The sequence below is a fragment of the Bifidobacterium sp. B4079 genome, assembly GCF_026537385.1.
GTDB classification, from domain to species: domain Bacteria; phylum Actinomycetota; class Actinomycetes; order Actinomycetales; family Bifidobacteriaceae; genus Bombiscardovia; species Bombiscardovia asteroides_I.
Map to the genome: position 1 here is coordinate 51,975 of NZ_JAFNMH010000002.1, position 12,899 is coordinate 64,873.

Annotated in this window: 9 protein-coding genes and 1 pseudogene; 8 read left to right on the top strand and 2 right to left on the bottom strand. The window is 61.5% G+C overall.

The window, feature by feature from the left end; genetic code table 11:
• Positions 1 to 2: 2 nt before the first annotated feature.
• Positions 3 to 1,298: an ROK family transcriptional regulator gene (locus tag J3T95_RS04850; RefSeq protein WP_267450636.1), complete on the bottom strand. Its 1,296-nt coding sequence runs from the start codon at positions 1,296 to 1,298 to the stop codon at positions 3 to 5.
• A 1,565-nt stretch (positions 1,299 to 2,863) separates the two neighbouring features.
• Here J3T95_RS04850 and J3T95_RS04855 point away from each other — a divergent pair.
• From J3T95_RS04855 to J3T95_RS04875, 5 genes and pseudogenes are all read left to right on the top strand, one after another.
• Positions 2,864 to 3,442, top strand: a complete 579-nt coding sequence (locus J3T95_RS04855; protein WP_267450637.1) for a GNAT family N-acetyltransferase — start codon at positions 2,864 to 2,866, stop codon at positions 3,440 to 3,442.
• 55 nt (positions 3,443 to 3,497) lie between these two features.
• Positions 3,498 to 4,070 (top strand): hypothetical protein, encoded by a 573-nt coding sequence (locus J3T95_RS04860; protein ID WP_267450638.1) that lies wholly within the window; start codon positions 3,498 to 3,500, stop codon positions 4,068 to 4,070.
• A gap of 409 nt (positions 4,071 to 4,479) precedes the next feature.
• Positions 4,480 to 5,415, top strand: a pseudogene (gene ftsY / locus J3T95_RS04865) (signal recognition particle-docking protein FtsY); the annotation flags it as partial.
• Positions 5,416 to 5,604: 189 nt separating this feature from the next.
• Positions 5,605 to 6,870 carry an ammonium transporter gene (locus J3T95_RS04870; protein ID WP_267450640.1) on the top strand — a complete coding sequence of 422 codons (1,266 nt, stop codon included), beginning with the start codon at positions 5,605 to 5,607 and terminating at the stop codon, positions 6,868 to 6,870.
• Between the two features lie 17 nt (positions 6,871 to 6,887).
• Positions 6,888 to 7,226, top strand: a complete 339-nt coding sequence (locus J3T95_RS04875; RefSeq protein WP_267450641.1) for a P-II family nitrogen regulator — start codon at positions 6,888 to 6,890, stop codon at positions 7,224 to 7,226.
• Positions 7,227 to 7,362: 136 nt separating this feature from the next.
• Here J3T95_RS04875 and J3T95_RS04880 read toward each other — a convergent pair whose 3' ends face one another.
• Positions 7,363 to 8,754: an MATE family efflux transporter gene (locus tag J3T95_RS04880; RefSeq protein ID WP_267457968.1), complete on the bottom strand. Its 1,392-nt coding sequence runs from the start codon at positions 8,752 to 8,754 to the stop codon at positions 7,363 to 7,365.
• Between the two features lie 416 nt (positions 8,755 to 9,170).
• Here J3T95_RS04880 and dnaB point away from each other — a divergent pair, with 416 nt between their 5' ends.
• From dnaB to J3T95_RS04895, 3 genes are read left to right on the top strand one after another with little or no spacing between them, the layout of a single operon-like run.
• Complete coding sequence (dnaB, locus tag J3T95_RS04885) at positions 9,171 to 10,511, top strand: replicative DNA helicase (RefSeq protein WP_033510868.1); 1,341 nt, start codon at positions 9,171 to 9,173, stop codon at positions 10,509 to 10,511.
• Between the two features lie 2 nt (positions 10,512 to 10,513).
• Positions 10,514 to 11,905 (top strand): Mur ligase family protein, encoded by a 1,392-nt coding sequence (locus J3T95_RS04890; protein WP_258561490.1) that lies wholly within the window; start codon positions 10,514 to 10,516, stop codon positions 11,903 to 11,905.
• A 26-nt stretch (positions 11,906 to 11,931) separates the two neighbouring features.
• Entirely contained in the window at positions 11,932 to 12,732 is an 801-nt protein-coding gene (locus J3T95_RS04895) for a type 1 glutamine amidotransferase (protein WP_267450643.1), read from the top strand.
• Positions 12,733 to 12,899 lie beyond the last annotated feature (167 nt).

The following is a 12,899-nucleotide window of genomic DNA, read 5'->3' on the forward strand; positions in this document are numbered from 1 at the left end:
TGTCAGATTGCCGGCCGGTCCCTCCCGGACATCCTCAGGGTCGGCCCGGGTGTCAGATCGTGGTCCAGTATGGCGCTGGCAGCCCCGATGGCGGCGATGTCACCCCCCAAGGTGGTCGACAGGACCTTGAAGTTATGGACCTGCCTGAGGACGGACCGCCGCCTGAGTACCTGGGCCACTCTATCCAGGTAGATGTCTTCCAGGAGGTGCCAGTAGGGACCCCCGAAGACCACTGTGTCCATATCCCAAAGGTCGGTCAGGATGGTCACAGCCCTGCCGATTCGCCCTGCCGACTCCAGGAGGAGGTCTCGGCAGATCCCATCACCACCGTGGGCCCGTTGACAGAGCGATCTGAAGGCCTCATCCAAGAAGGGGAGGTCAGCAGAATCGTTGAAGGCCTGCGGGTCCTGCACACGGGTAGGAGCGGGGAAGAGGCCCTCCTTCTCAGCCTGTTTGACCAGGGAGCGCGGGTCGCAGGTGACAGCCACGCACCCCCTTTGCCCACACCAGCAGGCAGGGCCCGAGGTGTCGACGACGATATGTCCCATCTCTCCCTCGTTGCCTGTCCTGCCCTGGTAGACCCGGCCCTGCCTGACCGTTCCGAAAGCGATGCCTAGGCCCATATACATGAAGAGGAAGTCCTGGCCGGTTTCCTGCCCCCTGCCCGCCCAGGTCTGGCCATGGCAGGCGGCGGTCACGTCTTTCTCCATGTAGACAGGCAGACCCGTGCTCGATTCCAAGTCGTGGGCCAGACGGACATTGCGCCAGCCGGAGAGGTTGGGTGGGTCGAGCACGGTTCCCTGCCTTGCATCTACTGGGCCGGGGATGGCTATGCCGATTCCCCCCACCCTCTTTCCGGAGATCCCGTTGCGTCCGAGTAGGAGAGAGACCGTTGAGGCTAGTGTAGCTATGGCTTGGGCGGAGTCGTCAGGCAGGTCGGGCAGGTCCCTGTCTATGATATTGCCGCCCAGATTAATCAGAATGACGGTGGTCCTGGCCGGTTCCAGATGGATTCCCACAGCGTAGCGGCCACTGGGATTCAACCTGATCGCTGTGCGGGGCTTCCCCCTGCCCACCGTCACAGTCCCCTCCTCCTGGACCAGGCCGTCGTCGATCAACTTGCGGACCATGTTGGTCACCGTTTGGCCGGTCAGACCGGTCAGGTGGGACACCTCCACCCGACTGATTTGTCCGGCTTTGCGGATGGTGTCGAGAACCACGCTGCGGTTGTAATCGCCGACGGCGGTGAGGTTGGTCCCTTGTAGGAAGGGTGACTCTGACTGATTGGAAAGGGACATTCTTGCCTCATTGGATAGATGGTTTTCGCATCCCTGGCCCGGTCCGCTCGCGGGTCCGGCGGGGGAGCTGGTTCGACCCAGCGCGGATAGATGGCCCTTTCGGCACCGGGGAGGGTTTGCGTATGCCATTGATTTTATGGGTAGGGGCTGATGAACCCGGTCCGGCCGGTTCAATCGGCGAAGTCTTCCATGGTTTCAGAGGGACTCGCAAACCATGATCGGTCTGCTTGCCGTGATGCTCTCTTCAGCCAGGGCCCTGGGCAGCCTCCCGGCATGGCAGAGCAAGGCCGCACTGCCTATCGCGATTTGATGATCCCCTTCGCAGCTCTTCTCGACGCTGCTGTGTTGATTATTCTGCAAGTCTTTTCGTCGGTGGACTCCTTAAGGTCTTCGGTGCTGCCAGCTGCATACCTTGGGCATCCTCGGCATGCGGTGTGAGGGGGGGGGTGATGAAGGGCATGGCAACCAATCTATTCGAGCTGTTGGGCAATCAACGCTTGACCAGATTTGTCATGCCTCCGCTGAGCCTGGTTTATACGCTAAAGGGATCAGGCCACATCAGGTGCCCAGGTGGCAGCGGAGTCGCATGACAGCGTGGGCCATGGCCTCACCACGATTATCGCCCTGACTCAGGGGTTCGCTGACTCAGTTGAGGTCAAGGAGCAGCTATGGCTCCAGGCTGCGCATGCTCAACGAGCTCGACACCGTGATCCCAGACAGGATAACCTCAGTTTCATTGTTAGCATGGAGGTAATCGAACACGCTCCGGCACGCCTCAGGCCCGAGCACCACGTCCTCTCTCGTGACTATGAGCAGGACGGCACCCTCCGCATCAGAATCCACGACAATGGGCATGGGGGATGGGCATGGGCAAGCTTTGGACGATCGGAAACCGACCATTCATGATCATCAACATGATCATCAAGGAGTGTGCCCCGAACAGATAGGCGAGCAATGTCGACTGATGGGAGGGGTTTGAGTAGTTGACCGAGCGAGAACGGGGATGGACGGTAGAAGCCATCCTGCCTGGTACTGGCAGGGGGCAACGCTCATGATTGACCTGATCCTGGTGGATGGCCTTGTGTTCCTTCGCAAGGGGCTGGCCCCCATGTGATCCCGAGGCTGACCATGATCTATGAGTCGTCAGACGAGCTTCCAATGGTCAGGAGGCGGTGATTCTGCTTCGATAGATGAAAGCAGCCGCTCAGCCGTTGCTCCAGGTGATCCTTGTGGACGTTCGCATGCCCGTGATGGATGACATCGTGAGGATGAAAGCCAGGGGGAATGATGGCTTGCGGCATGATGACTTCACCAGTGTGATGAGGTTGATGCTTGGGTTCGGGCGCCGGAACTCGCATACAAAAAGAACGCTTGTTCGATCAGTTGAATTCTCGCTATATTGAGTTTCCGCTATTCGTTTACATGGATAATATTTCAGTCGAACAGGCTCCCTCTGGAATTCTCCGGTTCGGTTGCTTGCCGCCCGTATATGATGAGTTGCAGCCGCTGTCCAGGCTGCAGTCGGACAAGGAGCGGCCACGCGATCGGCACGAGGGAGGCGGACCATGGGAATCTTTCTGGTGAGGATGGACCAGCCTGGAGCAGTGGATGCCGACCAGGTCTGGCAGTATCTGAAGGCTTGTCGCGCGCAGCCAGAGGATGAAGCGGCTGGGCTCGGCCCCTTGGAGGACTGCCGCAGCTTGGATGAGGTTCGTCGGTCAGGCCTGCCTGAGGTGGCTCGGCAGGCGCGTGGCGATGATCTGCCCCTGGGATTTGTGCCCGCCTTCCAGTTCGCTGCACTTGAATCCAGTGGCGAACTGGTGGGGATGATCCAGCTGAGGTTGCAGCTCACAAAGGCGCTGCTGCGCATGGGCGGCAACATCGGCTATTCGGTCCGTCCGGATCGTCGTCGGCAAGGCTATGCCGGGATGATGCTGGACGATTGTCTGCGACGGGCTGCCGCACTGGGCATGAGCCGGGTCCTGATCACTTGCGCCGGATCGAATCTGGCCAGTCGGCGGGTCGTTCTTTCGCGTGGCGGGCAACTGGAGAATGTGCTTCCCGGCAGCTCTGGTCAGCCAATAGAAAGGTATTGGTTCGATTTGCCTGATCAAACGAGCAGCCCGATGAACACGCCAGTGTGAAAGAGACCGATAGATTCCTCGTGTCTTAGCGCGTCTGCGAGGTTCTTTTGAGAGAATGGCAGATATGGTCTGGCTGATTGTCCTGGTATGGGTGCTGGTGGTGATGGCATTCATTGTATTCGTCATGCGCTTGGCGCTGGGCGAGTCCCAGGACCGTGCCTTCTCTCAGTCTCTGAATAAGCGTGTGCGCAGGGCCGCGCGCCGTCGGCAGGAGCGAGAGAATAAGCTGCCGCGGATTGCAGGAGGGCATCTGTCTTTCGCCCCTGGCTCGGGCGAGGATGCGCCAACTGCTGAAGACCTTGCGCATCCCTATCCGGTTTATGTCAACTCCTCCTCTGTGGTGGAGGTTCGAGGTACGCTGGCCTCCGATTCCACGGACGAGATAAATCTGCCCCGGCCCCCAGGCGTCGATTCTGCATCGTCGGCTAGCCCGAGACAAAAGAAGAATGCCGTGCCGTCGGTCTCTGCGGCCTCGGAGCCTCCGGCCCCCAGGAACTCCGCACTACGTTCTTCCAGCCCTGAGCCCTCGCGTCCGCAGCGGAGGGAGCCTCAGCCCATCACCTTCGACGTCATGCCTTCAGTCAAGAGCGGTTCGCAGACGGAAACGAGTCATCCGAGCGAAAAGTGACCGCTGGTGATGACTGTCTGTGTCCCTTTTCGCCTTTAGGCTGGTACCTATGACAACACAGCAGCTCCTTATTCTTATTCTGGTGCTGATCGTTCTGGTGCTGGCGGTGGTCGGCATTCTGGTGGCGGTCCGCAAGCGCCGGTCCCAGGGGGATTCCGTGCGCCCCGGCAGGGCGCAAGAGCCTGGTAATGGCTACTCTTCTTTGCCCCCGAAATCGGCGACGGCTGCGGGAGAGGGCCGAGCTGGAGGCCAACTTGGTGCCTCCCCAGCAGCTTCATCAGGTGACCAGGCTGTCCAGTTCGCATCCCCCGCATCGGCTTCTTCTACGGGTTCAGTCGATTCAGAGGCGGCCGCCCAGTCTTCCTCAGCCGACCAGGCAGCACCGCCAGCGCAGGAGGAGCCGGTTCACCCGGAGGCTTCTGCATCCCGCATGACCAGGCTCAAGGCCAGGCTGGCCAAGAGCCCCAACCCCTTCGGAAAGGCCCTCTTTGCCATTTTGACCAAGGACCATCTGAGCGAATCCGACTGGGAAGATGTTGAAGACACCCTGCTCATGGCGGATGTGGGCGCCGAGGCCAGCGAACAGCTGGTGAAACAGTTGCGCGACGATGCCCGGATTACCGGGCAGAAGGACCCCGCAGCAGTGCGTCGTGGCCTTCGTCAGCGCTTGATCGATCTGATCGACCCCAGCATGGACCGAACTCTGGTGGCTGCCCGGCCTCAGGCCAACAGGCCGTCGGTCGTCATCATGGTGGGCGTCAACGGGACAGGCAAGACCACCACGGCGGGCAAGCTGGCCAGGCTCTTCGTCGCCGATGGCAAGTCGGTGGTCATGGGTGCCGCCGACACCTTCCGCGCCGCAGCCGCTGACCAGCTGGAGACCTGGGGTGGCAAGGTGGGCGTGCCCGTGGTCCGCAGCGACCGCGACGGTGCCGACCCGGCCTCGGTGGCTTTCGAAGCCGCGGAACGAGCCAAAAATGATCAGGCGGATGTCCTCATTGTGGACACAGCCGGGCGCCTACAGAACAAGGCCAATCTGATGGATCAGCTGGGCAAAATCCGGCGGGTGATTGAGAAGAACCTGCCCGTGGACGAGGTTCTGCTGGTCCTGGATGCCACCACCGGACAGAACGGAATGATCCAGGCCCAGGTTTTCGCCCAGGCCATCGGGGTTACGGGCATCGTTCTGACCAAGCTGGACGGCTCAGCCAAGGGCGGCATCGTCGTTTCTGTCCAGCGGGAGTTGGGCGTGCCCGTCAAGCTGGTCGGGCTGGGCGAGGGACCCGACGATCTGGCCGTTTTCGATCCCGAGTCCTTTGTCGACGGCATCCTGGGAGATGAGTAGTCCAGCCGGCCGGTTGGTCATAAGGCGGTTATCCAATAGTCACCCGGAGGTAATGCGGCGGTGACCTGACCGACATCCTCTTCCTGTTTGATGAATCGGGAAGTGGAAGAGAATCTGACGTAGGCTGTCCGGAGGGGAGTCCTCTTTATTGGGGCTGTTCGCTCGGATGGGGAAAAGAGAGGTGTAGGCATGGATTCTGGAAATGCTGCCTGGATGCTGGTAGCGGCATCCATGGTTTTCCTGATGACTCCAGCGGTGGCTTTCTTCTATGGGGGTATGGTCCGAGCCAAGGCTGTACTCAACATGATGATGATGTCCACGCTGGCCATTGCCGTGACCGGGGTTGTTTGGACCTTCTGGGGATGGTCGGTTTCCTTTGCGGGCAAGGACATCGGAGGCGTCTTCGGCGACCCCATCACCGGCTTCCTGCTCAGGGACACGGTCACGGCCAAGGACGGGGTCTTCACTTCGCTTGATTCTGCAAACGCTGCCTACCCGCATACGGTGGACATCGCCTTCCAGGCCGCCTTCGCCATGATCTGCGTGGCCCTGATCTCGGGAGCCCTGGCAGAGCGAGTCAGAATCAGCACCTGGATGATCTTCGTTGCCCTCTGGGTCACCTTGGATTACGCGCCCATGGCCCACATGGTCTGGAATCACGGACTGTTGGCTGCCGATGGACCCATCTCCAACGCCATCGGGGCCCAGGCGCACGACTTTGCGGGCGGTACGGTCATCCACATCAACGCGGCAGTAGCAGCCCTGGTCATTGTGCTCATTATCGGCAGGCGAATCGGCTTCCCCAAGGAGTCCATGCGCCCCCACAATGTGCCCATGGTCATGCTGGGCGCCTTTCTGCTCTGGTTCGGCTGGTTCGGTTTCAATGCCGGGTCCGCCTTCGCCGCCAACGGCACGGCTGGATATGCCTGGGTTTCCACGACCATAGCCGCCAGCGGCGCCACTCTGGGCTGGCTCTTCACTGAACGGGTCCGCACTGGGCATTACACCGCCATGGGTGCAGCATCCGGCATGGTCGCCGGCCTGGTGGCCATCACTCCAGCGGCCGACGTGGTTTCCCCGCTTTGGGCCATGGTCATCGGACTCTTGGCTGGTTTCGTCTGCTGTCTGGCCTGCGGGCTCAAGTTCCGTTTCGCCTATGACGACTCCTTGGATGTGGTGGGCATCCACGGTGTGGGTGGTTTATTGGGCACGTTGCTGATAGGTTTCTTTGGTACCGGTACGGGCTTCCTGGCCGGCGGCAATTTCCGGCAGCTGCTGGTTCAGTTCCTGGTGGCGCTGATTGCGGTCATCTACGCAGCTGTAGTAACCGGTGTGATCGCCTTCGCACTGGAGAAGACCATTGGTTGGCGAGTCAGCAAGGATCAGGAGGTCATCGGCGTCGATCAAAGCGATCAGGGTGAGAGCGCCTACGACTTCGGGTCTATTCTGAACTGATCAGAAAGGAAGGCAGCATGAAACTCATTACCGCCATCATCCAGCCCGGGCGGCTGGATCAGATTAAACAGGCCCTGACCGAGGCCGGCGTGCACGGCATGACCGTCTCGTCAGCCCAGGGCTATGGTCGGCAGGGCGGCCATAAGGAGGTCTACCGGGGCAGCACTGTCAAGGTGGACCTGGTTCCAAAGGCGCGCCTGGAGGTGCTGACCGAGGACAGCCGGGTCGGCGAGCTGGTCGACACCATCGTCCAGGCCGCCGCCACCAATACCGTGGGCGACGGCAAGGTCTGGGTGCAGTCCCTGGACTCAGTGGTCAGGGTTCGTACCGGGGAGACCGGCGTAGACGCTATCTGAGGCAGTCTTCTGCCGCCACTCTGTATGGTCGTCTTCCTGCTGACCGGTTTCGCCGGATCCCGTCGCTGTGGCTCATTTCATGGTCTAACGGTCGGGGTCCTGCTTTTTCTATGTCTGAGTTGTTGAAGATGACTCCTTAGGCTTCTTTGACCTGGCTAATCGTCCCCATCCAGATATCGGTGCGCGTTCTCAAGCCATTGCAGATGGCTCTGACGCCGATGAAGAGGACATTGAGAACGGCCCAGAGCATGGCTATCCGCCAGGTGGGCGTCCAGTTCATAGCCAGAGCCGTCATGCCTAGCAGCCCGATCAGGTAGATCACAGCCGTCAGGGAGCAGGTGGCTGCCAGGTAGCGATAGTCCCCGGCCCCGATCAGGATCCCGTCCAGGGCCCACATCCATCCGGCGACGGGCATGAAGACTCCCTGGACGATCATGCCCACGGTGATCAGCGACCTGATGGTCGGCGTTGGGCTGAACAGGGGGGCGGCGAAGAGGCCCAAGGCGATCATGACCAGCCCGACCAGCACTCCCATGGCCATGCCGGCCTTGGCTGACAGGTCGGTCATGACCCGTGCCCGTGACCGCTGTCCGGCGCCCAGTTCGGTGGCTACCAGCGACTGGCCGGCGATGCCTACGGCATCCAGCATGTTCAGTCCGAAATTCCAGGCCGAGTTGACCCCCTGGTAGGCCGCCAGCACCTGCTCGCCCAGGTGGGCTGCAGCCACCACGGTCATAAAGAGGCAGACCCGCAGGGCCAGGGTCCGCAGGAAGAGCGGGAAGCCGTCGCCCATGCTGGCCGCCATGCCTGAGAGCCTGGGCCGCAGCTGGGCGCCTTCCCGACGGGCCCAGACCAGGGCGGGGATGGTCAAAAAAAGCCCCATGGCCCACTCGGCAATCAGGGTGGCCAGGCCCGAACCCAGAATGTCCATGTGTAAGCCGAAGACCAGAAGGACCTCCAGGGCGGTGTTGAGGATGGCGCCCGACACGGCGGTCACCAGGGTGATTTTTACCTTTTGCAATCCGCGGAAGATGCCGTTGGCCGCGTAGACCAGGAGCATGGCCGGAAGGCCGAAGACCAGGGCATTCAGATAAGTCTGCGCTGCCTGCAGAACTGGCCCGCGGGCTCCCATCAGGCTGCAGATGGGCCGGCTCAAAGCCAGGAGAACGGCGCAGACGACCAGGCCGATGACGAAGGCCAGCCACATGCCGTCTACGCCGGCCTGCATCCCCTTCCGGCGCTGGCCGGCGCCCATGAGTCGGGCCACCTGGGAGGTGGTCCCGTAGGCCAGAAAAACGCACAGGCCTACGGTGGTCAGCACCACAGTAGATCCGATGGAGAGCCCGGCCAGGGCCGAGTCGCTGATGTGGCCCACGATGGCGGTGTCGATCATGACGAAGAGCGGGGAAGCGATCAGCTGGCCGAAGGTGGGTATGGCCAGCCCAGCAATGGTCCGGTAGGTCGCCCGCCGCTCTTCCGGCGTGATTGAACCGGTCTTGGTTTCGGGGATGTTCCTGTGGCTGCGCATGGACGCCATGCTAGTGCTCGGGCCTGAAGACGCAGCCCTTGGAAGCCCGTCCATGGACGCTCTGTCGGCAGATGCATATCACCAAACAGCCCTGGGCGCAAGCTTGATTGATGATGTGGAAAGCTGTCCCCAAGTTTTGCACAGAGTTATACCCATGAGGTGGATAAGCTCCACATGTGTCCTCTAGGACACGCCTTGAATGTGGATAACTTATTTTTCTGTGCACATGCAGGAGCGGCCTTGTGCTCCGTCCAGCACGGTAGGCGCGTCCTGGTGAATGCCTTGGGTGAAATCCGCTTCTTAGGGCTGTCGAGGACGGTCCTCTTCGTAGAATCGTGGCTATGGCTTCTGAGGACTACACCGACTACACCCATCCCGAACAGCGTCCCACCGATCATGCCCAGACCGGCCGCGACATGCTTTTCGACCGGGTGCCCCCGCATGACGACGATGCGGAGATGGCCGTCCTGGGCGGCATGCTCATGAGCAAGGATGCCATCGGCGAGGTCAGCCAGATGATCGAAATATCCGACTTCTACCAGCCCAAGCACCAAACCATCTACGAGGCCATCGTCACCCTCTTTTCGGCCTCCCAGCCAGTGGACGCGGTCCTGGTGGCCAACGAGCTGCTCAAGTCTGGCGACCTCGAGAAGGTGGGCGGCACTGACTATCTGCACTCCTTGGTGGCCTCGGTCCCGACAGCCGCCAACGCCACCTACTATGCGGAAATTGTCCACCAGCGGGCCATTTTGCGCAATGTGATCGCGGCCGGCACCAAGATCGCCCAACTGGGCTACTCGGCTGAGGGCTCCCAGGCCGAGGATATCGTCAACCTGGCCCAGGCCGAAGTCTACGAGATGAGCGTGGGCAGGGTCCGCCAGGATTACGAGGCCATCGGTCCGGTCGTCCATGACACCCTGGACCAGCTGGATAAACTGCAGAACGGCGACATGGAGCGGGGCGTGCCCACCGGCTTCAAGAGCATCGACGACGTGACCCAGGGCCTGCAGCCCGGGCAGATGATCGTGGTGGCCGGCCGCCCCGCCATGGGCAAGTCCACCCTGGGCATCGACTTCGCCCGCGCTGCGGCCCTCCACAACAACATGACCACGGTGGTCTTCTCCCTGGAGATGAGCAAGACCGAGCTGGCCCAGCGCATCATCTCGGCCGAGACCGACATCCCCCTGGTGGCCCTGCGTCGGGCGGACGACATCACCCCCGAACGCTGGAACACCCTGAACACCTTCTGGAGCAGACTCCAGGATGCCCCGCTCTTCCTGGATGATTCGCCCAACATGAGCCTGATGGAGATCCGCGCCAAGTGCCGTCGGCTCAAGCAGACCAACGACCTGAAACTGGTGGTCATCGACTACCTGCAGCTGATGACCTCGGGCAAGCGGGTCGAGTCCCGCCAGCAGGAGGTCTCCGACTTCTCGCGCGCCCTGAAGCTGCTGGCCAAGGAGCTGGAGGTTCCGGTGGTGGCGTTGAGCCAGCTCAACCGCGGTCCCGAGATGCGCAACGACAAGAAGCCCATGCTCTCCGACCTGCGCGAGTCGGGATCCATCGAGCAGGATGCCGATGTGGTCTTTCTGGTCCACCGGCCGGACTTCTACGACAAGGAGGACCGTCCCGGCGAGGCCGACATCATTCTGGCCAAGCACCGCAACGGCCCCACCGACACCTTTAAGCTGGCCTTCCTAGGCGAGAAGTCCAAGTTCAAGGACATGCCCCAGGACTACCAGCAGGGAGGGGTCTGATCATGCGTTCAACGGCTTCCAAGACGCAGCCTGCCGATCAGCCGGGTCGTTCTTCCCGACGCTGGCGTTCGCTTCTGGCCCTTCTGGTTGGCAAGGCTGTGCGCCTCGTTTCGCGTCTGTCCCATCACGGCGGTTCGGCGCTGCCTGGCAAGGTGGTCGAGCGGATCGACCCGGGCTTCCTGGCCAGGACCTTGTCGGGGCTGCCCCGTGGTGTGGTCCTGGTCTCGGGGACCAACGGCAAGACCACCACCACCAGGATGGTGGCCTCCATGTTGGAATCCCTGGGTCTCAAAGTCTTCACCAACCCGACCGGGTCCAACTTCACCCGCGGCGTGGTCTCGGCCTTGGTTTCTGCACTGGGGCTGTCCGGCCGGCTGCATGCTGATATTGCCGTTCTGGAGCTGGACGAGGCCTATGCGGTTCACTTTGTGCGACAGGTCAAGCCCCGCTACGCCCTCCTGCTCAATGTCATGCGTGATCAGCTGGACCGGTTTGGGGAAATCGATACTACTGCCCGGCTGCTGGGCCAGGTGGCTCAGGCCACCACGGGCACGGTGGTCCTCAACCGTGAGGATCCGCGCATCGCTAGGTTGGCTGCTCAGACACCGGCCCAGACCGGCGTGGCCTACTTCGGTCTGTCAGACGATCTGCTGACCTATTTCCCCACTGATGACGACATGCATGCCTCGGATCGGGAGTCTGACGGTGCCGGTGCGGACAATGCTTCCCGTTCGTTCCGTCCCGGCCATCGGTTGCCGGCCGAGGCGACCCTGGAGCGAGTCATGGAACACAGGGCCGCCTTCCGCCTGGATGGTCGGCTTCTGGAGACCGATTTGCGTCTGGAGGGCGTCTACAACCTCTACAATGCGGCCGCTGCTCTGGCGTTGGTGAGGGTCGTGCTGGAAGACAGGGAGCCTGATGATGCAGCGCTCATGGATGCCCTGTCCAAGGTGACGCCCGCCTTCGGGCGTGGAGAGGTCATCACCTACCAGGGCGCGCCGGTCGAGCTGGTCCTGGTCAAAAATCCCATGGGCTTCCGTCTGGCCCTGTCCTCCTTCAACCCTGTCGGTCAGGACACCATGATCGGCATCCGTGACGAGTATGCGGACGGGCGTGACATGAGCTGGCTCTGGGATGTGGACTTCACCTCGCTCAGAGATACCGGCGTGGCCATGGTCTCCGGCACCCGGGCCTATGACATGGCCCTGCGCCTGGCCTATGACCAAGTGCCCACTGAGGCAATCGAGACCGACCTGGATCGGGCGCTGACAGCCTTCCTCAAGGCGCACCCAGGGCGTCCTAAGCGGATCTACTGCACTTACACGTCTATGCTCCGGCTTCGGTCCGCCCTCGGCAGGATCACGAGTGTGGACGATGCCGGGGTGGGCGCATGAGCGAGAGAATCAAAAGGAGCGCAGGAATGCCGCAGACACAGGATAAGGCCGAGGTTGCGGGAAACCGTCCGCAGCTGCGGATTCTTTCCCTCTACCACCGTGATATGAACATCTATGGGGATTCAGGGAACATACTCAGCGTGATCCGCAGGGCTGAGCTGTACGGGTTCCGTCCCTTGGTCCGATATTACGATCCCGGCGATGCGTGGCCGGAGGGAATCGATATGATTCTGGGCGGCGGAGGCCAGGACCATGGCCAGGAACGGATTATCGACGACCTGCATAAGCGGAGCAGGCTGCTGCGTGATCTGGCCGACCAGGATGTGCCCATGCTGATGATCTGCGGGCTCTATCAGCTTTTCGGCCACTACTTTGAGACCTCCGAGCATGAGCGTCTGGAGGGGGTCGGCATCCTTGACGCGCACACCGTTGCCCAGCCCGATCGGATGATCGGCAACCTGGTGGAGCAGGCACAGGACTTCGGCAGGGTGGTCGGCTATGAGAATCACTCGGGTCTGACCTATCTGGGGAAGGGGACCCAGCCCCTGGGCACGGTGGCCGAAGACGGCCGCGGCAACAATGGCAAGGACCACACCGAGGGAGCCCGATGGAAGAAGATCATCGGCACCTACATGCATGGGTCATTGCTGCCTAAGAACCCGGCCATCACGGACTTCCTTATCAAGGGAGCAGCAGAAAGACGGTATGGTCAGGGCACCCTCGCCCAGATGCAGGCGGCCATGGACCAGAAGAGCCGGAGCGAGCTGGAGCGTCTGGACTCTTTGGCAGATCAGGCCAGCCGCATCGCTGCATCAAGGCCCCGATGAGAGGAAGCCTGTTCCGGCGAGCTCTTGATCGAGGGATGGCAGTCAGCGCCAGTGAAAGGGCCCGGACCGTCCGTCTTGTCATAGTGTCGAGCCGGATCGGTCAAGGATATTCGTCTAGACTGTAGAAAGAGACGGCCGTTCGTCTCTCAGCGGTCAACAGGGCCCGG

Excerpts from the sequence above, each read along its gene's own strand:
- J3T95_RS04880 (WP_267457968.1), bottom strand. The coding sequence starts at position 8,754 with ATGCGCAGCCACAGGAACATCCCCGAAACCAAGACCGGTTCAATCACG.
- J3T95_RS04870 (WP_267450640.1), top strand. The coding sequence starts at position 5,605 with ATGGATTCTGGAAATGCTGCCTGGATGCTGGTAGCGGCATCCATGGTT.
- J3T95_RS04875 (WP_267450641.1), top strand. The coding sequence starts at position 6,888 with ATGAAACTCATTACCGCCATCATCCAGCCCGGGCGGCTGGATCAGATT.
- dnaB (WP_033510868.1), top strand. The coding sequence starts at position 9,171 with ATGCTTTTCGACCGGGTGCCCCCGCATGACGACGATGCGGAGATGGCC.
- J3T95_RS04890 (WP_258561490.1), top strand. The coding sequence starts at position 10,514 with ATGCGTTCAACGGCTTCCAAGACGCAGCCTGCCGATCAGCCGGGTCGT.
- J3T95_RS04850 (WP_267450636.1), bottom strand. The coding sequence starts at position 1,298 with ATGTCCCTTTCCAATCAGTCAGAGTCACCCTTCCTACAAGGGACCAAC.
- J3T95_RS04895 (WP_267450643.1), top strand. The coding sequence starts at position 11,932 with ATGCCGCAGACACAGGATAAGGCCGAGGTTGCGGGAAACCGTCCGCAG.
- J3T95_RS04855 (WP_267450637.1), top strand. The coding sequence starts at position 2,864 with ATGGGAATCTTTCTGGTGAGGATGGACCAGCCTGGAGCAGTGGATGCC.
- J3T95_RS04860 (WP_267450638.1), top strand. The coding sequence starts at position 3,498 with ATGGCAGATATGGTCTGGCTGATTGTCCTGGTATGGGTGCTGGTGGTG.